21 protein-coding genes are annotated in these 21,599 nt (G+C 75.2%); 17 read left to right on the forward strand and 4 right to left on the reverse strand.

What is annotated here, in order from left to right:
* Positions 1 to 13: 13 nt before the first annotated feature.
* The 5 genes from ECOMGDLI_RS20165 (at position 14) to folE (ending at position 5,597) form a co-directional block, all read left to right on the forward strand.
* Positions 14 to 1,102 (forward strand): zinc-dependent metalloprotease, encoded by a 1,089-nt coding sequence (locus tag ECOMGDLI_RS20165; RefSeq protein WP_088318683.1) that lies wholly within the window; start codon positions 14 to 16, stop codon positions 1,100 to 1,102.
* A 7-nt stretch (positions 1,103 to 1,109) separates the two neighbouring features.
* Positions 1,110 to 2,177 (forward strand): tRNA lysidine(34) synthetase TilS, encoded by a 1,068-nt coding sequence (tilS, locus tag ECOMGDLI_RS20170; protein ID WP_088318684.1) that lies wholly within the window; start codon positions 1,110 to 1,112, stop codon positions 2,175 to 2,177.
* Positions 2,178 to 2,200: 23 nt separating this feature from the next.
* Positions 2,201 to 2,755: a hypoxanthine phosphoribosyltransferase gene (hpt, locus tag ECOMGDLI_RS20175; RefSeq protein WP_088318685.1), complete on the forward strand. Its 555-nt coding sequence runs from the start codon at positions 2,201 to 2,203 to the stop codon at positions 2,753 to 2,755.
* 203 nt (positions 2,756 to 2,958) lie between these two features.
* Entirely contained in the window at positions 2,959 to 4,980 is a 2,022-nt protein-coding gene (ftsH, locus tag ECOMGDLI_RS20180; protein ID WP_088318686.1) for an ATP-dependent zinc metalloprotease FtsH, read from the forward strand.
* A complete protein-coding gene (folE, locus tag ECOMGDLI_RS20185) occupies positions 4,977 to 5,597 on the forward strand; it encodes a GTP cyclohydrolase I FolE (protein WP_088318701.1) in 621 nt (206 codons plus the stop codon). The genes ftsH and folE overlap by 4 nt, the downstream gene beginning before the upstream one ends.
* 19 nt (positions 5,598 to 5,616) lie before the next feature.
* Here the strand turns inward: folE and ECOMGDLI_RS20190 are convergent, their stop codons facing one another.
* Positions 5,617 to 6,570: a sugar-binding transcriptional regulator gene (locus ECOMGDLI_RS20190; protein WP_088318687.1), complete on the reverse strand. Its 954-nt coding sequence runs from the start codon at positions 6,568 to 6,570 to the stop codon at positions 5,617 to 5,619.
* A 131-nt stretch (positions 6,571 to 6,701) separates the two neighbouring features.
* Between ECOMGDLI_RS20190 and ECOMGDLI_RS20195 the strand changes: the two genes are divergently transcribed.
* From ECOMGDLI_RS20195 to ECOMGDLI_RS20225, 7 genes are all read left to right on the forward strand, one after another.
* Positions 6,702 to 8,591: a SulP family inorganic anion transporter gene (locus ECOMGDLI_RS20195; protein ID WP_088318688.1), complete on the forward strand. Its 1,890-nt coding sequence runs from the start codon at positions 6,702 to 6,704 to the stop codon at positions 8,589 to 8,591.
* A 357-nt stretch (positions 8,592 to 8,948) separates the two neighbouring features.
* Positions 8,949 to 11,012 (forward strand): NTP transferase domain-containing protein, encoded by a 2,064-nt coding sequence (locus ECOMGDLI_RS34770; RefSeq protein ID WP_158221080.1) that lies wholly within the window; start codon positions 8,949 to 8,951, stop codon positions 11,010 to 11,012.
* A gap of 51 nt (positions 11,013 to 11,063) precedes the next feature.
* Positions 11,064 to 11,855: a glycerophosphodiester phosphodiesterase gene (locus ECOMGDLI_RS20205; protein ID WP_088318689.1), complete on the forward strand. Its 792-nt coding sequence runs from the start codon at positions 11,064 to 11,066 to the stop codon at positions 11,853 to 11,855.
* Between the two features lie 782 nt (positions 11,856 to 12,637).
* Positions 12,638 to 13,507 carry a dihydropteroate synthase gene (gene folP / locus ECOMGDLI_RS20210; protein WP_088318703.1) on the forward strand — a complete coding sequence of 290 codons (870 nt, stop codon included), beginning with the start codon at positions 12,638 to 12,640 and terminating at the stop codon, positions 13,505 to 13,507.
* Positions 13,504 to 13,962 (forward strand): dihydroneopterin aldolase, encoded by a 459-nt coding sequence (folB, locus tag ECOMGDLI_RS20215; protein WP_233150181.1) that lies wholly within the window; start codon positions 13,504 to 13,506, stop codon positions 13,960 to 13,962. The genes folP and folB overlap by 4 nt, the downstream gene beginning before the upstream one ends.
* Positions 13,959 to 14,507 (forward strand): 2-amino-4-hydroxy-6-hydroxymethyldihydropteridine diphosphokinase, encoded by a 549-nt coding sequence (folK, locus tag ECOMGDLI_RS20220; protein ID WP_088318690.1) that lies wholly within the window; start codon positions 13,959 to 13,961, stop codon positions 14,505 to 14,507. Before folB ends, folK begins: the two co-directional genes overlap by 4 nt.
* Complete coding sequence (locus tag ECOMGDLI_RS20225; RefSeq protein ID WP_088318691.1) at positions 14,504 to 14,968, forward strand: DUF3180 domain-containing protein; 465 nt, start codon at positions 14,504 to 14,506, stop codon at positions 14,966 to 14,968. The genes folK and ECOMGDLI_RS20225 overlap by 4 nt, the downstream gene beginning before the upstream one ends.
* On the opposite strand, the gene ECOMGDLI_RS20230 is transcribed toward ECOMGDLI_RS20225, so the two are convergent.
* The 3 genes from ECOMGDLI_RS20230 to ECOMGDLI_RS20240 form a co-directional block, all read right to left on the reverse strand.
* A complete protein-coding gene (locus ECOMGDLI_RS20230) occupies positions 14,965 to 15,159 on the reverse strand; it encodes a hypothetical protein (protein ID WP_088318692.1) in 195 nt (64 codons plus the stop codon). The two genes, ECOMGDLI_RS20225 and ECOMGDLI_RS20230, sit on opposite strands and share 4 nt — an antisense overlap.
* A complete protein-coding gene (locus tag ECOMGDLI_RS20235; RefSeq protein WP_088318693.1) occupies positions 15,156 to 15,851 on the reverse strand; it encodes an OmpA family protein in 696 nt (231 codons plus the stop codon). The genes ECOMGDLI_RS20230 and ECOMGDLI_RS20235 overlap by 4 nt, the downstream gene beginning before the upstream one ends.
* Before the next feature lie 152 nt (positions 15,852 to 16,003).
* Positions 16,004 to 17,020: an ABC transporter ATP-binding protein gene (locus ECOMGDLI_RS20240; protein WP_233153554.1), complete on the reverse strand. Its 1,017-nt coding sequence runs from the start codon at positions 17,018 to 17,020 to the stop codon at positions 16,004 to 16,006.
* Between the two features lie 110 nt (positions 17,021 to 17,130).
* Here ECOMGDLI_RS20240 and ECOMGDLI_RS20245 point away from each other — a divergent pair, with 110 nt between their 5' ends.
* The 5 genes from ECOMGDLI_RS20245 (at position 17,131) to ECOMGDLI_RS20265 (ending at position 21,520) form a co-directional block, all read left to right on the forward strand.
* On the forward strand, positions 17,131 to 17,823 hold the full coding sequence (locus ECOMGDLI_RS20245) for an ABC transporter permease (protein WP_198955037.1): 693 nt from the start codon (positions 17,131 to 17,133) through the stop codon (positions 17,821 to 17,823).
* The gene (locus tag ECOMGDLI_RS20250; RefSeq protein ID WP_088318694.1) at positions 17,824 to 18,549 is read left to right on the forward strand and encodes an ABC transporter permease; all 726 of its coding nucleotides are present in this window, start codon (positions 17,824 to 17,826) and stop codon (positions 18,547 to 18,549) included.
* 14 nt (positions 18,550 to 18,563) lie between these two features.
* Entirely contained in the window at positions 18,564 to 19,610 is a 1,047-nt protein-coding gene (locus ECOMGDLI_RS20255) for an ABC transporter substrate-binding protein (RefSeq protein WP_233153555.1), read from the forward strand.
* A gap of 24 nt (positions 19,611 to 19,634) precedes the next feature.
* On the forward strand, positions 19,635 to 20,150 hold the full coding sequence (locus ECOMGDLI_RS20260) for a putative immunity protein (protein ID WP_088318696.1): 516 nt from the start codon (positions 19,635 to 19,637) through the stop codon (positions 20,148 to 20,150).
* A 335-nt stretch (positions 20,151 to 20,485) separates the two neighbouring features.
* Entirely contained in the window at positions 20,486 to 21,520 is a 1,035-nt protein-coding gene (locus ECOMGDLI_RS20265) for a hypothetical protein (RefSeq protein WP_088318697.1), read from the forward strand.
* The last annotated feature ends 79 nt before the right edge of the window (positions 21,521 to 21,599 follow it).

The raw sequence follows: 21,599 nt of genomic DNA on the forward strand, positions 1-21,599 counted from the left end.
TACGGTGGGGGACATGAGCGCCCAGCCCGCCGAAGGTCGTCCGGAGCCCGTCGACCTCCTCGTCGACTGGGACCTCGCCGCCCGGACCGCCGCCGTCGTCGGCCGGCCGGGTCCGCAGCTGCCGCGCGCCGAGGCCGCGCTCGTCGTCGCCGACCTGCGGTCCGCCGCGCACCGAGCCGCCCCGCACGTCGCCCGGGTCAGCGGGCTGTCCGCCCCGGCCGGCGAGGGCGTCCTCGTCGTCGACCGCCCGGGCTGGGCCCGGGCCAACACCGACGCCTTCCGCACCCTGCTGGCCCCGGTCGTCGCCGAGGCCTTCGAACGCCGCGATCACCGGCCCGGCGCCGCGGTCACGGCGGTCGGCAGCCGGGTCACGGCGGCCGAGATCGGCGGGCTGCTCGGGTTCCTCTCCGGGCGCGTCCTCGGCCAGTACGACGCGTTCGGCGACGGTCCCGGGCGGCTGCTCCTGGTCGCGCCGAACGTCGTCCAGGTCGAGCGCGAGCTCGCCGTCGACCCGGCGGACTTCCGGCTGTGGGTCTGCCTGCACGAGGAGACCCACCGGGTCCAGTTCACCGCGAACCCCTGGCTCGCTCCGCACCTCGTCGGCCAGGTCCGCGGGCTCGTCGGCCAGCTCATGGTCGAGCCGTCGCAGGTCGCCGAGCGGCTCGCCTCGGTCGCCCGCAACCTGCCCGAGGTGCTCCGCGGCGGGTCGTCCGGTTCGGGCGCACCGCTGCTCGACGCCGTCCAGACCCCGGAGCAGCGCGCGGGCCTGGCCCGGCTCACCGCGGTGATGTCGCTGCTCGAAGGGCATGCGGACGTCGTCATGGACGAGGTCGGGCCGCAGGTCGTCCCCTCGGTGGAGACGATCCGCTCCCGGTTCACCAAGCGCCGGGCCGGCCGCGGCGCCGTCGACCAGCTGCTGCGCCGGCTGCTCGGCCTCGAGGCGAAGATGCGCCAGTACGCCGACGGGGCACGGTTCGTCCGGGAGGTCATGGCCCGGGTCGGCACCGACGGCTTCAACCGGGTCTGGGAGTCGCCCGACACGCTCCCGATGCCCGTCGAGATCGCCGACCCGGTCGCGTGGGTGCGCCGGGTCCACGGCTGACCGGCCCGTGGCGGGCCCGCACCCGGCCGTCGCGGCGGCCCGGACGGCGGTCCGTGCCGCGCTCGCGCAGGTTTCGGCCGGTCCCGTGCTCGTCGCGTGCTCGGGCGGCGCGGACTCGCTCGCGCTCGCCGTCGCGACCGCCTTCGTCGCGCCGCGGGCGGGGCGCACCGCCGGCGCCGTCGTCGTCGACCACGCCTGGACGCCGGGCTCCGCGGCCGTCGCCGGGCGCGCGGCGCAGCAGTGCCGGGGGCTCGGCCTCGACCCCGTCGAGGTCGTGCCGCTGCCCGCGGCGGCCCCGGCCGGCCCCGACGGCGGGCCCGAGGCCGCCGCCCGCGAGGGCCGCTACGCCGCCCTCGCCGCCGCCTGCGCACGGCACGGGGCGGTCGCCGTCCTCGCCGGCCACACCCTCGACGACCAGGCGGAGTCGGTGCTCCTCGGCCTCGCCCGCGGATCCGGCGGCCGGTCGCTGGCCGGGATGGGGACGGTCCGCCGGCTGCCCGTCGCAGGTCCCGCGGACGCCGTGGTGCCGCTCCTCGTGCGGCCCTTCCTCGGGCTGCGCCGGGAGCGGACGGAGGAGGTCTGCCGGCAGGCCGGTCTCGAGCCCTGGACGGACCCGGCGAACACCGACCCGGCCTACGCCCGGGCCCGGGTGCGGGCCGCGGCGGCGCTGCTGTCCGACCTGCTCGGCCCGGGGCTGCCCGAGGCCCTGGCCCGCACGGCCGACCTGCTCCGCGAGGACGTCGACGCGCTCGACGCCGCCGCCCTCGACCTGCTCGCCGCGGCGCTCGCCGCGGCCGCGACGGACGGCGGCGGCCCGCAGGCCGGCCCGCAGGCCGGGCCGCTCGCCCTCGACGTGGCCGTCCTCGCCGCCGCACCGGACGCCGTCCGCCGGCGCGCGCTGCTCGTCGCCGCCCGCCGGGCCGGCTGCCCGGCGGGCGCGCTGGCACGGCGGCACGTGCTCGCGCTCGACGCCCTCGTCGTCGCGTGGCGCGGCCAGGGCGAGGCACACCTGCCGGGTCACGTCACGGGCCGCCGGGTCTGTGGCAGGCTTCTGCTCGCCACCGGCACCCGGTGAACCGGTCCGACCGACGGAGTGACGTGGACGCCAGCGACATGGGCAAGGACCTCGAGCGGGTCCTGCTCACCGAGGATCAGATCCAGCAGCGGCTGTCCGAGATGGCCGCGCGTATCGACGAGGACTACGCGGGCCGGGACCCGCTGCTCGTCGGCGTGCTCAAGGGCGCCGTCATGGTCATGGCCGACCTCACCCGCCACCTGCACCAGGCGGTCGAGGTGGACTGGATGGCGGTGTCGTCCTACGGCTCGGGGACGAAGTCCTCGGGCGTCGTCCGGATCATGAAGGACCTCGACCGGGACATCACCGGCCGGGACGTCCTCGTCGTCGAGGACATCATCGACTCGGGCCTGACGCTGTCCTGGCTCCTGACGAACCTGCGCTCGCGCGGGGCCGCGTCCGTCGAGGTCTGCACCCTCCTGCGCAAGCCGTCGGCCGCGAAGGTCGAGGTCGACGTCCGGTACGTCGGGTTCGACATCGAGAACGAGTTCGTCGTCGGGTACGGGCTCGACTACGCCGAGCGCTACCGCAACCTGCGCGAGGTCGGCACCCTCGCACCGCACGTCTACACCGCCTGACGGACGCCGCGGCGACGGGTGCGCCCCGTGTGACGTTTGCGTCGCGTGCGCACCGGCGGAACACTGGACACGGGCCACCCGTTGCACAGCACGACGTCGGCCGCCAGGCAAGACCGGCGGACCGTGATCGTCGACAGATGTCGCGGTGTACCGTCGTTGGCCTTACCGCGAGCAGGAGGGACGGGGCGAACCGCCCCCGGTGAATGGACGTCAAGAGAATTGTGCGCGGGCCCGTCATCTGGGTCATCGCGGCCGTCGTCGTCGTGCTCATCGGCTCCCAGGTGCTGCGGGGCGAGCAGTACGCGCCCGTCGACACCTCCGACGCGATCCAGCTGATCCAGGACAAGCAGGTCAAGTCGGCCAAGGTCATCAACGGCGACCAGCGCGTCGAGCTCACGCTGACGAAGCCGTTCAAGGGCCACGACGCCGTCTCGGCGCACTACGTCGACGCGCGCGGGGCCCAGATCGTCGACCTGCTCAACCAGAACAAGCCCGTCGAGGGCTTCACCGACGAGGTCCCCAAGAACTCCTGGCTGGTCAGCCTGCTCGCGACCTTCCTGCCGCTGCTGCTCATCCTCGGCCTCTTCTGGTTCATCATGGGCCAGATGCAGGGCGGGGGCTCCCGCGTCATGCAGTTCGGCAAGTCCAAGGCGAAGCTCGTCAGCAAGGACATGCCGAAGGTGACCTTCGCGGACGTCGCGGGCGCCGACGAGGCGGTCGAGGAGCTCCAGGAGATCAAGGAGTTCCTCGCCGAGCCGGGCAAGTTCCAGGCCGTCGGCGCGAAGATCCCCAAGGGCGTCCTGCTCTACGGCCAGCCCGGTACCGGCAAGACGCTCCTCGCCCGGGCCGTCGCCGGCGAGGCGGGCGTGCCGTTCTACTCGATCTCCGGCTCGGACTTCGTCGAGATGTTCGTCGGTGTCGGTGCCAGCCGGGTCCGCGACCTCTTCGACCAGGCCAAGGCGAACGCCCCGGCCATCGTCTTCGTCGACGAGATCGACGCCGTCGGCCGGCACCGCGGCGCGGGGCTCGGCGGCGGCCACGACGAGCGCGAGCAGACCCTCAACCAGCTCCTCGTCGAGATGGACGGCTTCGACGTCAAGACGAACGTCATTCTCATCGCGGCGACGAACCGCCCCGACATCCTCGACCCCGCCCTGCTGCGCCCGGGCCGCTTCGACCGGCAGATCGCCGTCGACGCCCCGGACATGCAGGGCCGGCACCGGATCCTCCAGGTGCACGGCAAGGGCAAGCCGATGGCGCCGTCCGTCGACCTGCTCGCCGTGGCGCGCCGCACGCCGGGCTTCACCGGCGCCGACCTCGCGAACGTCCTCAACGAGGCCGCGCTGCTCACCGCCCGCGCCGGCGCCCGGGTCATCGACGACCAGGCCCTCGACGAGGCGATCGACCGCGTCGTGGCCGGGCCGCAGAAGCGCACCCGGATCATGAACGAGAAAGAGAAGAAGATCACCGCGTACCACGAGGGCGGGCACGCCCTCGTCGCGGCGGCCCTGCGGCACACCGACCCGGTCACGAAGATCACGATCCTGCCGCGCGGCCGGGCCCTCGGCTACACGATGGTCATGCCGACCGACGACAAGTACTCCACGACGCGCAACGAGATGCTCGACCAGCTCGCGTACGCGCTCGGCGGCCGGGTCGCCGAGGAGCTCGTCTTCCACGACCCGACGACCGGGGCGAGCAACGACATCGAGAAGGCGACCGCGATCGCCCGCCGGATGGTCACCCAGTACGGCATGTCCGAGCGGGTCGGTGCGATCAAGCTCGGCCAGGAGCAGGGCGAGGTCTTCCTCGGCCGCGACTACGGGCACCAGCGGGACTACTCCGAAGAGGTCGCGAGCGTCGTCGACGAGGAGGTCCGCCGGTTCATCGAGTCGGCGCACGACGAGGCCTGGGAGGCGCTCGTCGAGAACCGCCACATCCTCGACGAGCTCGTCATCGCGCTCTTCGAGAAGGAGACGCTCAACGCCGCCGAGATCGCCGAGATCTTCACCGGCGTCGTCAAGCGGCCCGAGCGCCCGGTGTGGCTGTCGAGCGACCGCCGCGCGGTCTCCGACATCCCGCCGGTCCCGACGCCCGCCGAGCGTGCGGCGTCCAACGGCAACGGCACGGCGCACGCCGCGTCGCCGGCCGGTGCCCCGGGCGGGGTCGCCTTCGACGGCGGTGTCTCCTTCGACGCCGACCCCGAGCACGGGGGCCTGCGCTGATCGACCCGGTGACGCTGCCGGACCAGGTGTCCGGCGGCGTCGAGGGACGGCCGCCCTACGACGCCCCGCGCGTCGAGGCGGCCGTCCGCGAGATCCTCCTCGGCATCGGCGAGGACCCCGACCGCGACGGGCTGCGGGACACCCCGGCCCGGGTGGCGCGGGCCTACGCGGAGATGTTCGCGGGCCTGCGCCAGACGCCGCGCGAGGTGCTCTCGACGACGTTCGACCTCGGCCACGACGAGATGGTCCTCGTCAAGGACATCGAGGTCTTCTCCTGCTGCGAGCACCACCTCGTGCCGTTCCACGGCGTCGCTCACGTGGGCTACGTGCCCTCGCAGGACGGCCGCATCACCGGGCTGTCGAAGCTCGCCCGGCTCGTGGACCTCTACGCGAAGCGGCCCCAGGTGCAGGAGCGGCTCACGACGCAGGTCGCCGACGCGCTCATGGAGATCCTCGAGCCGCGCGGCGTCATCGTCGTCTTCGAGTGCGAGCACCTCTGCATGTCGATGCGCGGCGTGCGCAAGCCCGGCTCCCGGACGGTCACCTCGGCCGTCCGCGGCCAGCTCCGGGACGCCGCGACCCGGGCCGAGGCGATGAGCCTCATCCTCGGCCGGTAGCGCCGCCCGCAGCGGCCGGTCAGCCCCGGTCGAGAACGGCACCCGCCGCCTGCGCGTCGCACACGAGGACGTCGACGAGCCGCCCCCGGAGCGCCCCGTGCACCGGGTCGGCCTTGTCCGCCCCGACGGCGATCCCCACGACCGTCGGGATCGCGGCGATCTCCGCGAGCGTGAGCCCGAGGACGCGGTCGTCGACCGGCCCGCGGACCGGCGCCCCGGTCGCGTCGAAGTAGCGGCCGGCGATGTTCCCCACCGGGCCCGAGGCCCAGAACTCCTGTCGCTCGCGGGCCGACGCGTCGACCGCGCCGAGGATCGCCGCCGACGACCCGGCGACGACGCTGCCGATCCCGACGAGCGCGAGGTCCGCGCCCCGCGCCGTGGTGAGCGCCTCGACGATGGCCGGTTCGGCGGTCATCGCCCGGCGCGCCTCCAGGGTCGCGAAGCCGGCCGGCGCGTGGAAGTAGCGGTACGTCGCGCCGAGCCGGGTCGCGAACTCGCGGACCAGCTCCTGGCTCGTCACGAACGACGCGCGCCCGGAGACCCCGCCGACGAGCTGGACGACCTCGGTCGACGACATCACCGTCGGGGTCACCGCCGCCACGACGGCCTGCAGGCCCTCGCCCCACGACATCGCGATCGTCATGCCGTCCCTGAGCTGCTCGCGCAGCCAGGTCCAGGCGAGCTCGCCGACGAGGTCGACGGAGCGCACCCCGACCTCGTGGACGTGGCTCGCGACGACCGCGGCCGTGAGCCCGAACCGCTCGACGAGCGCGCGCTCGAGCGTGAGGTCGCGCCGGACCCGCTCGTGGATCCGGATCTCGACGATGCCGCGCTCCTGGGCGGCGGTGAGCATCCGGGAGACGTTCGAGCGGCTCGTGCCGAGCAGGCCCGCGATCTGCGCCTGCGAACGGTTCTCCCGGTAGTAGAGCTTCGCGACCTGGATCAGAGAGGCCTCGTCGCGGGGCGAGCTCACGCGGGACCTCCCGGGCACGGCGTCGTCGGCGCCGCGCGGGCCGCGTCGGCGGACCCCATTCTCGCGCCCGGACCGCCGCTGCGGGCGCGACGTCCCGTCACCCGGGGTGTCCGGTGCTGCACACTCCTGGGGTGGGCGTCGGGCTGAACACGGGGTGGATGCGCCGTTACCGGCGCACGAACCTGCGCGCCGACCTGACGGCGGGGCTCGTCGTCGCGGCGCTCGCGGTGCCGCAGGCGCTCGGCTACGCCGTCGTCGCGCACGTCCCCGTCGAGGTCGGGCTCTACACCCTGCCGCCGGCGCTGCTCGCGTACGCCCTCTTCGGGTCCTCGAGGCTGCTCGTCGTCGGGCCGGTGTCCACGGTGAGCGTCCTGTCCGGCTCGCTCGTCGCCACGCTCGCCGGTGGCGACACCGCGCGCGCCGTCGAGCTCACGAGCTCGCTGGCCGTCGTCGCCGGGATCGTCCTCGTCGCCGGCGGGCTGCTCCGGGTCGGCTGGGTCGCGGAGTTCCTCAGCGAGCCGATCCTCTCCGGGTTCGTCACCGGCCTCGTCGTCCTCATCGTCGTCGGCGAGATCCCGGGCCTGCTCGGGCTCGGCACCCCGCAGGGCAACGTCCTGAGCCGGATCGGTGCGCTCGTCGGCGGCCTGCCGGACGCGAACTGGGTCACCGCGCTCGTCGGCGCGCTCGCCCTCGCCCTCCTCTTCGGCGGCAGCCGGGTCGACCCCCGGGTGCCGTGGAGCCTCGTCGTCCTCGTCGCCGGGGTCGTCGTCGCCCGGACGGCGGGGCTCGAGGCGCACGGCGTCGCACTCATCGGCCACGTCCCCTCCGGCCTGCACCTGCCGCAGCTGCCGATCCCGGCGGCCGACGACGTGCCCGCCCTCGTCACCGGCGGCCTCGCGATCGGCGCGGTCGGTCTCGCCGAAGGGCTCGCCGCGGCCCGGCTGTTCGCCGCCCGGTCCGGTGCCCACGTCGACGCCGACACCGAGCTGCTCGCGCACGGTGCCGCCGACCTCGCGGCCGGGCTCGCCGGCGGGATGGGCGTCGCCGGCAGCCTGTCGAAGACCGCGGCCGCGGCCCGGGCCGGCGCCCGGACCCAGATGGCCGGCCTCGTCGCCGCCGCGGCCGTCGTCTCGGTCCTGCTCTTCCTCGCCCCGCTCGTGTCCGCGCTGCCGAAGGTCGTCCTGTCCGCGATCGTCGTGCACGCGGTCTGGGGCCTGGCCCGGGTGCGGGCCTTCGCCCGGTACCGGGCGATCCGGCGCAACGACGTCACCGCCGCGACGGTGGCCCTCGTCGGGGTCCTCGCGCTGGGCCCGCTCGCCGGGCTCGGGGTCGCCGTCGCGCAGTCGATCCTGGGCCTGGTCTACCGCTCGATCCAGGTGACGATCGACGAGATGGGCAAGGTCCAGGGCGAGAAGGCGGCCTGGGGCGCCGTCGCCCGGCACCCGGACCGCAAGACGGTGGACGGCGTCCTCGTGCTGCGGCTGTCGGGCCCGATGTTCTGGGCGAACGCGGCGACCGTCGTCGACGAGATCGCGCTCGCCGTCGCCGACCACCCCGGCACCCGCGTGCTCATCCTCGACCTCGAGGCGACGAACCAGCTCGACACGACGACCGTGGACCGGCTCGCGGCGCTGCTCACCCGGCTGCGCTCCGAGGGCGTCGACCTCTACCTGGTCCGGGTCTTCGAGGACGTCCGCACGGTGATGACCCGCTCGGGGTTCATGGCCGACCTCGACCCGACGGGCCGGATGTGGCACTCGATCTCCGCCGGCGTCCGGGCGGCCCGCAAGGCGATCCGCGCGGCCGGGCCGGACGGCGTCCCGGTGCCGGTGCTCGAGGGGCCGTACCCGGCCGCGGGGACCGTCGCCGAGGTGCCGGCGGAGGAGGAGGACGAGGTCCTGGAGGCGGTGGGCGCGGACGGCGCCTCCGCGGACACCGACGAGGAACGGATCGCCGCCCGCCACGAGCACGAGCCGGCCCCCGGTCGGCGACCGCGACCGCGGCCCCGAGCCGGTGCGTGACCGCTCGGTGACTGCGACGGCACCCTGGGGCGGCTCGGACGCACTCCTGTAACACGTCCGAAACCTGTTGCGCCCCAAGGGGTCTCGGCGACCTCGTGAAGGCCTCCACGTTCGGCCGACCCCGCGTTGTTTCTCGGGGGGCGATAGGCCAGAATGACGCCACCACCCGGTCCGGCAGCGTCCATGCGACCCGTGTGGCCCCGCACCGCCGCACCACCCTTTCGCACCGAATCCCTTGCACGGCCGTACGGCCGTCAACCCGTCGTTCCCGCGCCCGGCGGGGACGGCCGGTCGGCCGTTGCGTGTTGCACCACCACCGACGTTCGCTCTATCGGGTAGTCAGGGGTCGTCCCGAACATGGTCCTTCCGCACGCACGCACCGCCCCTGCCGACGAGGCGCCCGTCGAGGTCGTCGCCTACTTCGGCGACGACCCGCTGCGCGCCTACCAGCTGCGCCAGTGGCTCCCCGTCCTCGAGCAGCTCGACCGGGTCCACCGCGTCCTGCTCGTCCTGCGGGACCCGGCCACCGCCTGCGCCGTCGCGTCCCAGACCCGGCTGCCGCACGTCCTCGTGCCGAGCTTCGGGGAGCTCACCGAGCTCTACCGGCGGGTCGAGGCCAAGGTCGCGGTCTACGTCAACAACTCGGCGAAGAACTTCCAGTCGCTCGTCGCCCGGTCGATGGTCCACGTCCACGTGAACCACGGCGAGAGCGACAAGATCTGCATGGTGAGCAACCAGGTCAAGGCCTACGACCGGGTGTTCGTCGCCGGCGAGGCCGCCGTCGCGCGGCACCGCGCCGCCCTCATCGGCTTCGACCTCGACCGGCTCGTCCCCGTGGGCCGGCCGCAGCTCGACCTCGTGCCGCCGACGACGCTGCCGTCCAGCGGGCGCCGCACGGTGCTCTACGCCCCCACCTGGGAGGGCGAGGAGCCGTCGAACTGCTACACGAGCGTCGACGTCATGGGGCCGCGGATCGTCGCGGAGGCGCTGCGGGTGCCGCAGGTCCGCCTCGTCTACAAGCCGCACCCCCGGGTCGTCTCCAGCACGACGCCGCTCGTCGTCGCGGCGCACCAGGAGATCCTCGACCTGCTCGACGCCGCGAACGCCGTCGACCCGGACGCCGGGCACGTCTACGCGCCGGCGGCCGACATCCTCGGCGTCTTCGGCGCCTGCGACCTCATGGTCACCGACGTGTCGTCGGTGGGTCTGGACTTCCTCTACCTGCACGTCGGCAAGCCGCTGCTCGTCGCCGACCGGTTCGCCGACCCGACCCGGCTGCGCGAGGCGGCGCCGGTGAGCCGCTGCGCGGACGTCGTCGTCCCGGCGACCCTCGACGGCCTGGCCGGGCTCATCGACTCCCGGCTCACGCACGACCGGCACGCCGCGGCCCGGCTGCAGATGCGCCGGCACTACTTCGGCGACCGGCCGGTCGGGCAGAGCACCCGCGACTTCGTGACCCGGATCGGCGAGATGGTCGCCCTGCGGGACCGGCAGGTCCGCGAGCGCGCCGAGTCCCCGGACGCCGTGGCGGCGGCCGCGCTCGGTGCACCCGGCTCGTTCGGCGACCCGCGGCTGGACGAGGCGTGGACGAGCGGGGACACGCCGCGGACGACGCCGGCGCACCCCGCCGGCGCCGCCGGTCCCACGGACCAGGACCCGTCGGCCCAGGGGGAGCCCGCCGCGCCCGGGCGCCGGCCGGCCGCCGTCCAGGCCGTCGTGCTCGCGGCAGGGATGGGGACCCGGCTCGGGATGCCCTTCCCGAAGCCGCTCACGCCGCTCTCCGACGGGCGCAGCATCATCGCCCAGCAGCTGGACAACCTCGGTGAGACGTTCGGCACGGCCCTGCGCACCACGGTCGTCGTCGGGTTCCGCCCCGACCTCGTCATGGGTGCGCTCGCCCCCGAGCACCCCGTGAGCTTCGTGCTCAACGAGCGCTACGAGCGGACGAACACGTCGAAGTCCCTGCTCGCGGCGCTGCGCGCCTCCGGCCCGGGCGGCGTCCTGTGGCTCAACGGCGACGTCGTCTTCGACGGCCGGCTCCTCGGGAAGGTCGCCCCGCTGGTCGCTGCGGAGCAGAGCTTCGTCTGCGTCAACGACGCGGCATGCGGCGACGAGGAGGTCAAGTACCGGGTCGACGACTACGGTTTTGTTACCGTGTTGTCGAAGAGCGTTACCGACGGTCTCGGCGAGGCTGTCGGGATCAACTACATCGCGTCGCAGGACAAGGCGGCGCTCGTCGAGCACCTCGAGGCCTGCGCGGACCAGGACTACTTCGAGCGCGGGATCGAGACCGCGATCGAGAAGGGTCTGAAGGTTCGCCCGGTCGACATCTCGGAGTACTTCGCCGTAGAGGTCGACTTCACGGCAGACCTGGAGCGTGCGAACCAGGAGGTGAGCAGGACCGTCACGTCCGCCGCGTAGGCACCCGGAGCCGCTCCGGTCCCCCTGCGCGGGCCGGAAGGGCGGCGCTCTATGAGTGCCAACGGTGTCTTCGGCCCGAGCACAGCGTTGCTCGGCCACCGCGGCTGCGGCCGCGGCCTCGTCGAGGGGTTCCGCGAGAACTCGCTCGACTCCTTCCTCGCTGCCGTCTCCTTCGGGGTCGACTGGCTCGAGGTGGACGTCCGCCGCACGCGGGACGACGTCCTGGTCGTGGTCCACGACCCGGCCCGGGACGACGGCGTGTTCTGGGCCGACCTCACCGGCGCCGAGGCGGTCGCGAGCGGTCTCATGACGCTCGAGGGACTCATGGAGGCCCTCCCCGAGGGGATCGGCGTCGACTTCGACGTCAAGACCTCCCTCGAGGACGCCCCGCTCGACCGCTCCCGGACGACGATGGGCCTGCTCGGGCCGGTGCTGCGCCGCGAGTCCTCGCGCCGTCCGGTGCTCGTGACGTCCTTCGACGCCGGTGCCCTGGAGATCTGCCACGAGCAGGCCCCGGGCGTCGCCCGCGGGCTGCTCACGTGGGTCGAGTTCCCCGTCGGGCACGCGGTCGCCTCGGCGGCGCACCTCGGCGTCCAGGTGCTCGCCCTCCACGGCGGGTCGCTCAAGCCCAACCGGCGCGAGCCCGAGCACCTGCAGCGGCCGCTGCACAAGGTGGTGGACGTCGCGCACGCGAGCGGGCTGGAGCTCATGGCCTGGTGCCCCGGGGTCGCCTTCGCCCGCCGGCTCGTCGCGGCCGGCGTCGACGCCCTGTGCGTCAACGACGTCCCGACGGTCGTCCGCGAGCTGCGCGAGCGCGAGGTCGGGACGGCTCTGTCGGCCTGACCGCGTGTCGCGCCCGCCCCGCGGGCCCGATCGATGGGATAAACGCAGCAAGGCCCCTCGCAGTATGCGTGCGAGGGGCCTTGCCATGGTCGACGTCGTCGTCCGCACGGACGCCCGGCCTCGCCCTCGAGGGGGATCGGCCGGACACCGTCGCGGACGGGTCGTCGAACCGACGGTCACCTGCCCCGGCCGGTGCCGAGGGCTCCGTCCTGGTCGGGTGACCGCGGGTCGTGCGGACGGGTCCGCTCGCCCCGCGCCGTCGGTGCGCGGTGGTCCCGGACACCGGTTGCTGCGTCCTCACCCGGGTCTCCCCGCGATCGGTCGCGCTCGCCGGCGCCGCCCCGGTGGGCCGCCCGGACGAACCGGACGTCTCCACCGGATCCCCCGGAGATCCTCCGGGTTCGACCACCGTTCCCGGTGGCGTGGGAGATTTCTACGCCTGTCCGGGGGCGGCCGCAAGCCCTTCTCGACAACTTTCTTCGGGGCCGAAACCCGTTGTGGGTCAACGGGTTCCGCAATTCTCCACGGCCTGTGGACGAACCTGTGGGAAACGTGTGCAGAACTGCCTCGCAGCGGTGGACAGGCTGTGTGCGACAGGGGGGTCACATGTGCACAAGGTGTGGACAGGAGCCCTTCGTGAGCACGCGACGCCGCTGCGCGACCGCGTAGAAAAAGTCACGCCACGGTCGGTCCGTGCCGCGGGCGGCAGGTCCTAGGGTGGCCGTGTGAGTGACGTCCTCGGGCTGCCGAAGCACCTCGCCGATCTCGGCAGGTGCCTCGTCATGGGCGTCGTCAACGTCACCCCGGACTCCTTCAGCGACGGCGGGCTCTGGTTCGAGCCCGAGGACGCCGTGGCCCACGGGCTCGCGCTCGTGCGCGCCGGCGCCGACGTCCTCGACGTCGGCGGCGAGTCGACGCGCCCCGGGGCACCCCGGATCCCGCTCGCGGAGGAGATGCGGCGCGTGCTGCCCGTCGTCCGCGGGCTGCGGGCCGAGGGGGCGGTCGTCAGCATCGACACGATGCGGGCCGAGGTCGCCGACGCCGCGCTCGCCGTGGGCGCCCACATCGTCAACGACGTGAGCGGGGGCCTGGCCGACCCGACGATGGCGAGCCTCGTCGCGGACGCCCGGGTGCCGTTCGTCGCGATGCACTGGCGCGGCCAGAGCGACCGGATGGAGCAGCTCACGCACTACGACGACGTCGTGGACGACGTCGTCGCCGAGCTCACCGCCCGGCTCGACGCGCTCGTCACGGCCGGTGTCGACCCGCGCCAGGTGGTCCTCGACCCGGGCCTGGGCTTCGCCAAGAAGCTGCACCACAACTGGACCCTGCTCGCGCACCTGGACGCGCTGGCGGCCATCGGGCGGCCGCTGCTCGTGGGGGCGTCGCGCAAGCGGTTCCTCGGTGCGCTCGTCGCCGGGCCGGACGGCGCACCCGCGCCGGTCGAGGAGCGGGACGCCGCCACCGCCGCGACGAGCACGCTCGCCGCCGCGGCCGGGGCGTGGGGGGTCAGGGTGCACGAGGTGCGCCCGTCGGTCGACGCGGTCAAGGTGGTCGCCGCGGTCGACGCCGCCCGGAGGGCCCGACCGGGCCCGCCCGAGCGGGCCGGCGTGACATCACGGGCCACCGTGTCGCAACAGGAGTGGGGATGATGCTTCCACCGGTTCTCGACGACCACGGGCGGCCCCTGGACCAGATCCGTATCGTCGGGCTGACGGCGACCGGCCACCACGGCGTGTTCGAGCACGAGCGCCGCGACGGCCAGGCCTTCACCGTCGACGTCATCCTCCACCTCGACATCCGCGCGGCCGCCGCGAGCGACGACCTCGACGACACCGTCGACTACGGGTCGCTCTCGGTCGACCTCGCGGACGCCGTCCGCGGGACGCCGCTCAACCTCATCGAGACCCTCGCGTCGAGACTGGCGCTCATGTGCCTGGCCGACCCGCGGATCGCGGTCGCGGACGTCGTCCTGCACAAGCCGCAGGCGCCGATCCCGGAGTCGTTCGCCGACGTCATGATCGTCGTGCGGCGCAGCCGGGCCGACCTGGAGAGCCGCGACCCGCAGCAGGAGCTGTCCTGGATGCAGGAGGGCCCGCCACGGTGACCTCGCCGGACGACACCCCGGACCGGCCGGTCGCGGCGGTCGTCGCCCTCGGCGCGAACCTCGGGGACAGGTTCGGCGCGCTCCGCTCGGCCGTCGGCGGCCTCGACGCGTTCGAGGGCGTCCGGGTGCGTGCCGCCTCCGCGGTGTTCGAGACCGACCCGGTCGGCCCCGAGCAGCCCGACTACCTCAACGCCGTCCTGCTCCTGCAGACCCGGCTCTCCGCGCTCGAGCTGCTCGCGGCCTGCCAGCAGGTCGAGAACGACCACGGCCGGGTCCGGACGGTGCGCTGGGGCGCCCGGACGCTCGACGTCGACGTCGTCGACTACGACGGCCTCGTCGTGACGACCCCGGTGCTCGGGCTGCCGCACCCGCGGGCCGCGGAGCGGGCGTTCGTCCTCGTGCCGTGGCTCGACGTCGACCCCGACGCGGTGCTGCCGACGCCGGCCGGCCCGCGCCGCGCCGCCGACCTGCTCGCCGGGCTTCCCGCCGCGGACGTCGCGGGCGTGCGGGCGCGGCCCGACCTCGTGCTCGAGGTCCCGGTATGACGCCCGCCCGGCCCTGGCCCGCGGTGCTCGCCGCCGTCGTCGTCACGGCGCTCGGCTGGGCCGGTCTGCGGCTGTGGACGCGCAGCGGCGGGACGTACGTGCCGCTGCCGTGGACGGCGGTGGCCGGGACGGCGGCCCTCGCGCTCGTCGTGCTCGCCCTCGGCACCCCGGTGCGGCGCTGGGTCTCCGGCCGCCGCGACCACGCGCTCGACCCGCTCGTCGCCGCCCGGACCGTCGTCCTCGCCAAGGCGGCCGCGTACGGCGGTGCGCTGCTCGTCGGCTGGTACGCCGCCCAGGCCCTCGTGATCCTGCCCGACGTCGTCGGCGCCCGCCGGACCCGGCTCGTGCTCGCGGCGCTCGCGGCGATCGCCTCGCTCGGGGTGTCCGTCGCCGGGTTCGTCGTCCAGCGTTGGTGCCGGGTGCCCCCCGACGACGAGGGCGGCACCGCCCGCGACGCCTAGACCGGCTGCTGCGGGTCCCCCTCGGGCGGGCCGGACCCGTTGCGCCGCAACCGGTACACCTCGGCGTCGAGGCGGCGGATCCGCGGCGCGGCCCACAGGTACCGGCCGACGACGGCGCCGAGCAGCGCCGCCGCGAGCAGCAGCAGCCCGAGCTGGCCCACGAGGAACACCAGGCCGTCCAACGCGTTCACGTGCGCGGGCTCCCTTCGACGACGACCTCGACGCGCCGGTTCTTCGCCCGGTTGTCGGCGGAGATGTTGGGCACCGCCGGCCGCAGCGACGAGAAGCCGGTGGCGTCGATCCGGCCGGCGTTCGCGCGGCGGCTGCGCAGGTACTCCGACACGGCGACGGCGCGCTGCAGCGACAGCGGCTGGTTGCGGGTGTCGAAGCCGGTGTTGTCGGCGTGCCCGCCGATCTTCAGCGCCGTCGCGGGGTGGGTCCGCAGCCACAGGACGAGGACGTCGAGCCGCGCCCGGGCGGCCCGGTCGAGCGAGGCGGAGTTCGTCGCGAACCGCACCGTGACCGTCTGTGCGGCGGCGGGGGCGTCGGTGCCGCCGGTCGTGCCGCCAGGTGCCGCGCCGGCGGCGGCCGCGGCGGGTGCGCAGGGGGCGGCGTCTGCGGCGTCCGCCGGGTCCGCGACGCGCACGACCCGGGTGCCGTCGACCCCGGCGAGCGCGGCGGCGGCCTCGGTCATCCGCCCGAGGTCGTCGACCGCGACGAGGGTGGCGTCCCGGCCGGACCAGGTGACCGTGGTGCCCGCGGCGAGCCCTGCGTCCGCGAGCGCCGCGCAGCCGCGGACCTCGAGGTCGGCCTCGGTGCGCAGCGCCGTCCACAGCGAGCCGCCGACGACGGTCGCGGCGAGCAGCCCCGCGACGACCGGCACCGCGGCGACGGGGCCCGCGGCCGTGCCCGGCCGCGGGCGCGCACGTGCACGGCGGCGTCCGGGGGCCGGGGCGTTCTCGGTGTCGATACCTGCGGGACGCGCCCTGGGCCCGAGAGGTTGTCACGCCGTCCGGCAGACGCCGTGGCGGGCGCTCAGCCTCCGGCCGGGACCGGCCTCGCCGACCCGCCGGCGCCGCGGCGCAGGGCCGCGTGCAGCGCACCGGGGGTCACCACGCCGACGACGGCGCCCGTCTCGTCGACGACGGGCAGCCGGGCGTCGTCACGCGCCGCGAGGGCGGTGAAGGCGTCCCGCACGCTCGCGCCGAGCCGCAGCGGCGGGACGCCGGCCGCCGGTCCGCCGGCGAGCGGGCCGGCCGGCTCGAGGTCCTCGGCGAGCAGCGGCGTCACGGCCATCCGGCGGACCCCGGCGTCCGCCCCGACGAACGCGGCGACCGCGTCGTTCGCCGGCGCCGCGAGCAGCGTCGCCGGGTCGGCGAGCTGGTCCAGCCGGCCGCCCGGCCCGAGGACGGCGACCCGGTCGGCGACCCGGACGGCCTCGTCGAGGTCGTGGGTCACGAACAGGGCCGTCGTGCCGAGCCTGGTCCGGATCGTCGTGAACTCGTCCTGGAGCCGCTCGCGCTGCACCGGGTCGACGGCGCCGAACGGCTCGTCGAGCAGGAGCACGGGCGGGTCGGCGGCGAGCGCACGGGCCACGCCGACCCGTTGCTGCTGGCCGCCGGAGAGCTCGTGCGGGTAGCGGTCGGCGTAGGTGGCGGCGGGCAGGCCGACGAGGTCGAGGAGCTCGCCGACCCGCTGCCGCACGAGGGTCCGGTCCCAGCCGAGGAGCTCCGGGACGGTCGCGACGTTCTCGCCGACCGTCCGGTGCGGGAACAGGCCGACGCGCTGGATGACGTAGCCGATCCGGCGGCGCAGCCGCACCGGGTCGGTCGCGGTGACGTCCTCGCCGTCGAGGAGGATCCGCCCGCTCGTCGGCTCGACGAGCCGGTTCACCATCCGCAGCGTCGTCGACTTGCCGCAGCCCGACGGCCCGACGAGCGCGACGACCTCGCCGCGGTGCACGTCGAGGGACAGGTCCCCGACGGCGACCGTGCCGTCGGGGTAGCGCTTGCCGACGCCGTCGAGGGCGATCATGACGTCCGGGTCGACCATGGTCCCCACCATCGCCTGCCACCGGGCGGGCGCAACCCAGGACGGCGCGACCGCGGGCGGCGCGACGCCTCGCCGGGTGCCCGCGCGGGGTCGGGCCTAGCGTCGGACGGGTGATCCCCTCCGCCGCCGTCCCGCGCGCCGCGAGCTGCCTGCTCGAGAACGCCTGGGTGTGCCCGGAGTACCTGACGTCCAGACGCTCGGAGCTCGTCGACGCGGTCGTCGCGCACCTGCAGATCACGGTCGTGTCGGTCGTCGTCGGCGCGCTCGTCGCGCTGCCGCTGGCCCTGCTGGCCCGCCGGGTGCGCGCCCTGCGGCCCGTCGTCCTCGGGGCGTCGACGGCGCTCTACACCGTGCCGTCGCTCGCCCTGTTCTCCCTGCTGCTGCCGTTCACCGGGCTGTCCCGCACGACGGTCGTCGTCGGGCTCGTCCTGTACTCGCTGACCGTCCTCGTGCGGACGGTGCTCACCGGGCTCGAGGGCGTGCCCGAGGAGGTCCGGGACGCCGCGCGCGGCATGGGGTTCGCGCCGTCCGCGCTGCTGTGGCGGGTCGAGCTGCCGCTCGCGCTGCCGGTCGTCGTCTCCGGGCTGCGGGTCGCGACGGTCTCGACGGTCGCCCTGACGACGGTCGGCACGATCGTCGGCAACGGCGGCCTCGGCGACCTCGTCTACGACGGGCTGCGGACCGACTTCCGGGCCGAGGTGCTCACGGCGTCCGTGCTGTGCGTCGCGCTCGCGCTCGTGCTCGACGCCGTCCTCCTCGTGGCCGGCCGGCTGCTCGTGCCGTGGCGGCGGGGGGTGGCCTGAGTGGGGTGGCTCACCGGCGCCCTCGCCTGGCTCGCCGACGGTGCGCACTGGCAGGGTGCGGACGGCGTCCCGCAGCGTCTGCTCGAGCACGTCGGGCTGTCGGCGGCGGCCGTCGGCATCGGCTGCCTCGTCGCCCTTCCGCTGGGCCTGTGGCTCGGGCACGTCCGGCGCGGCGGCGCCTTCGCGGTCGCGACGGGCAACCTCGCCCGGGCCGTCCCGACGTTCGCCGTCCTCGTGCTGCTCGCGCTGGCGCCGTCCCCGTTCGGGCTCGGGACGACGTCCACGCTCACCGCGCTCGTCCTGTTCGCGGTGCCGCCGCTGCTGACGAACGCCTACGTCGGCGTCCTCGAGGTCGACCCGGCAGCTGTCGACGCGGCCCGCGGGATGGGCCTGACGTCGTCCCAGGTGCTGCGCCGGGTCGAGCTGCCGCTCGCCGTTCCGCTCGTCATGAACGGGGTGCGGCTCGCGGCCGTCCAGGTGGTCGCGACGGCGACGATCGCGGCGCTGGTCGCCGGCGGCGGCCTCGGCCGCATCATCGTCGAGGGCTTCGGCCGGCAGGACCAGGCGCAGCTGCTCGCCGGGGCGTTCCTCGTGCTCGCCCTCGCGCTCGCCGTCGAGGGCGGGATGGAGCTGCTCCAGCGCCGGGTGGACCCGCTGCGCCGGGCGCGCGGCCGGCAGCGCGTCGCCGCCGACGCCCACCTGGACGTGCGGAGCGGTTCGTCCTGATATCGCATGGATCCATGCGTCCTGCCCCGATGAAGACCTCGACGAGTACCCGGACGAAGACCCCGGCGAAGACCTCGTCGAAGGCCCGTCTGTCGATCCTGCCCCTGGTCCTGCTGACCGCCGTCGGCCTCGCCGCGTGCGGCGGCTCGTCCAACGCCTTCGGCAGCGGGTCGTCCGCCCCGGCGCCGTCGGCGGGAACGCCGTCGGCGACCGGCTCGGGCGGTGACGAGAAGACCCTCACCGTCGGCGGGGCGAACTTCACCGAGATGCTCGTCATGGAGCAGATGTACGGCCAGCTGCTCACGGATGCCGGCTACACCGTCGACTACAAGACCGCCGACAACCGGGAGATCTACGCCAAGAGCCTCGCGAGCGGCGAGATCGACGTCGTCCCGGAGTACGCGGCGACGATGGCCGAGTACCTCAACCGGGCCGAGAACGGCCCGGACGCCGCGACGATCGCGACGAACGACGCCGCGGCGACCGTCGCGGCGATGGCGCCGCTCGCCGCGAAGCAGGGGTTCACGGTGCTCGAGCCGTCCCCGGCCGCCGACCAGAACGGCTTCGCCGTGACGCAGGAGTTCTCCACGGCGAACAGGGTGACGACGCTGTCCCAGCTCGCCGCGCTGAAGAAGCCGGTGCGCCTGGCGGCCGTCGTCGAGTGCGCCGACCGGCCGTTCTGCGCACCCGGGCTCGAGAAGACCTACGGGCTGGACGTCTCCGAGGTGCTCCCGCTCGGCTTCGGCAGCCCGCAGGCCAAGCAGGCGGTGCTCACGGGCAAGGCCGACCTCGTCCTCGTCGGGACGACGGACGGCACGCTCGGCGCCCAGAAGCTCGTCCTGCTCGAGGACGACAAGGGCCTGCAGCTCGCGGACAACCTCGTGCCGGTCGTCAACACCGCCTCGGCCGGCGGGGGCGGCGTCGCCGCCGTGCTCGACCCGCTGTCGAAGGCGCTGACGACGCAGGACCTCGCGCGGCTCAACGCCGAGGTCGACGCGCAGCGCAAGAAGCCCGAGGACGTCGCGAGGGCCTACCTGCAGAGCAAGGGCCTGCTCGGGTAGCAGGTCGGGGAGCAGACTGGCGTCGTGATCCTGCCGAAGGAGCGCGACCCCAGGCTCGTGACGGTCCGGCGCGGCGGCACGCTGACGGACGAAGACCACCACCTGCTCGCGCTGTGGGCGGCGGCGTGCGCGGAGCACGTCCTCGGGCTGTTCGAGGCCGCCCGGCCGCAGGACCCGCGGCCGCGGCAGGCGATCGAGGTGGTCCGGGCGTGGACCCGCGGCGAGGTGATGATGTCGCGGTCGCGCGCCGCGGGCGGGCACGCGATGGCCGCCGCGCGCGACCTGCGCGGCGCTCCCCGGCACGCCGCGTACGCCGCCGGCCAGGCGGCCGTCGTCGCCCACGTCGCCGAGCACGACCTCGGGGCGGCCGCCTACGCGATCAAGGCCGTCCGGGCCGCCGTGCCGGCCGCGGAGGCGGAGGCCGCCGGGCGCCTGGAGTGCCGGTGGCAGCGGGAGCTGCTCCCGGCCGCGGTGCGCTCGCTCGTGCTGGAGGACCAGCGGCGGCGCAACGCCATCTGCTGGTCGGTGTTCGACTGCTGACCGCCGTCCCGGCTGCGGCCTGGCCGGTCGCCGAGCGTGATCGTGAGGCGTGTCGGGGACGCGTGTCGCGGGTCGGCCGACACGGCGCGTGGCCGGGCCGGTGCGGCCGCCTCGGGCGAACGGGGGACGCCCGGCCAGCGTGACCAGGCCTGCGATGCGCCTGTGACTGCTGTGACTTGTGGGACACGCCGGAATGTTGACGCTCGGTTACCGGGTGAACGCCCGGAACGGTCCTAGGGTGTGCCCTCGTGAACGGTCAACACTCCGAGCAGGTGACGCGCGCCTGGGGCCCCACGGCGGCCGCGGCTGTCGTCGCCTGTCTTCCCCCCGCAGCGATGGCCACCAGCATCGGATGCGCCGGCCTCGGCCTGGCGATGGACAGCACGGCGGTCGCCGCATCGGGCGCCGTCGCGGCCACCGTCGGCATGGTCGCGCAGCGCTCCGCCGGGCGACGGCTGCGCCGCCGTCTGCGTCAGGAACGCGCCCGCAACCGCCTCGAGCTGCACGACCTCGAGATCCGGCTCGAGCAGGCGACCCGGCACCTCGCCGAGGCCGTCGCGCTCGCCGAGGCGGCGACCCGGGCGATGTCCGGCGCACCGCTCGTCCTCACCGCGGAGGGCGCCGTCGTCGCGAAGACGCTCACGCCCGCGGCGCAGGCCGCCCTCGTCGCGGAGCCGGCCGCACAGCCGGTCGCCGCGCCGGTCGTGGAGCCCATGGCGCCCGTGGCCCCGGTCGCACCGGTCGCCGTCCCGGAGCCGGCGCGCGTCGTCGTCCCGGCCGCCGAGGCCGACACCGAGGTCATCGAGGCGGTCCCGGCGCTGCCCGCCGGGGCGCCGGAGGGGCTCGACCTGCCGGTGCTGCCGCGCCGGGTCGCTGCCGCCGCCGTCTCGGAGCACCTCAGGGACGCCGCCCGGGTCAACGCCGAGGTCGCCGGCCGGGTCGCCGCCCGGCTCGCGGACCCCGTCTTCGGGCAGCCCGTCGTCCCGGCGACGCCGGCCGACCTCTTCACACCGGCCAACGGCCTGCCGGTGGCCGGTCCCGAGGCGGACGACGCGGGCTGGTTCGCTCCGCGCCGGTCCGGCAACGGCCTGCCGCCCGCACCGCTCAGCCCGGCCGTGGGCATCTCGCTCCCGGTCTCGTCCGGCCCGATGTCCGGCAGCGGCATGCCGCCCGGCCAGCGGGAGCCGGTGAGCGGTGCGCTGACGCTCGTCGGGGCGCAGGCCCGGGAGACCCGGCTGCCCGCGCGTCTCGCGGACGCCCGCGTCGTCGACCTGTCGACGCTCGCGCACCCCGAGTCGAGCGGCCTCATCGTCGTCCGGCGGGGCGGCCGGCACGCGGCGCCCCCGGTGGCCGCCGACCACGTCGCCTGACCCGGCGGCGGCACCGGCCGCACGACCGGCCCGCAGAACCGTTGCGCCGCAGCACCTCCGGGTGCTGCGGCGTGCTGCG

It is taken from the genome of Kineosporia sp. R_H_3, assembly GCF_002198675.1.
In the GTDB taxonomy this organism is placed as follows: domain Bacteria; phylum Actinomycetota; class Actinomycetes; order Actinomycetales; family Kineosporiaceae; genus R-H-3.

Coding starts and splice junctions, on each gene's coding strand:
- ECOMGDLI_RS20165 (WP_088318683.1), top strand. CDS start 14: ATGAGCGCCCAGCCCGCCGAAGGTCGTCCGGAGCCCGTCGACCTCCTC.
- ftsH (WP_088318686.1), top strand. CDS start 2,959: ATGGACGTCAAGAGAATTGTGCGCGGGCCCGTCATCTGGGTCATCGCG.
- ECOMGDLI_RS34770 (WP_158221080.1), top strand. CDS start 8,949: ATGGTCCTTCCGCACGCACGCACCGCCCCTGCCGACGAGGCGCCCGTC.
- ECOMGDLI_RS20205 (WP_088318689.1), top strand. CDS start 11,064: ATGAGTGCCAACGGTGTCTTCGGCCCGAGCACAGCGTTGCTCGGCCAC.
- folP (WP_088318703.1), top strand. CDS start 12,638: ATGGGCGTCGTCAACGTCACCCCGGACTCCTTCAGCGACGGCGGGCTC.
- folB (WP_233150181.1), top strand. CDS start 13,504: ATGATGCTTCCACCGGTTCTCGACGACCACGGGCGGCCCCTGGACCAG.
- ECOMGDLI_RS20225 (WP_088318691.1), top strand. CDS start 14,504: ATGACGCCCGCCCGGCCCTGGCCCGCGGTGCTCGCCGCCGTCGTCGTC.
- ECOMGDLI_RS20240 (WP_233153554.1), bottom strand. CDS start 17,020: ATGGTCGACCCGGACGTCATGATCGCCCTCGACGGCGTCGGCAAGCGC.
- ECOMGDLI_RS20255 (WP_233153555.1), top strand. CDS start 18,564: ATGCGTCCTGCCCCGATGAAGACCTCGACGAGTACCCGGACGAAGACC.
- ECOMGDLI_RS20265 (WP_088318697.1), top strand. CDS start 20,486: ATGGCCACCAGCATCGGATGCGCCGGCCTCGGCCTGGCGATGGACAGC.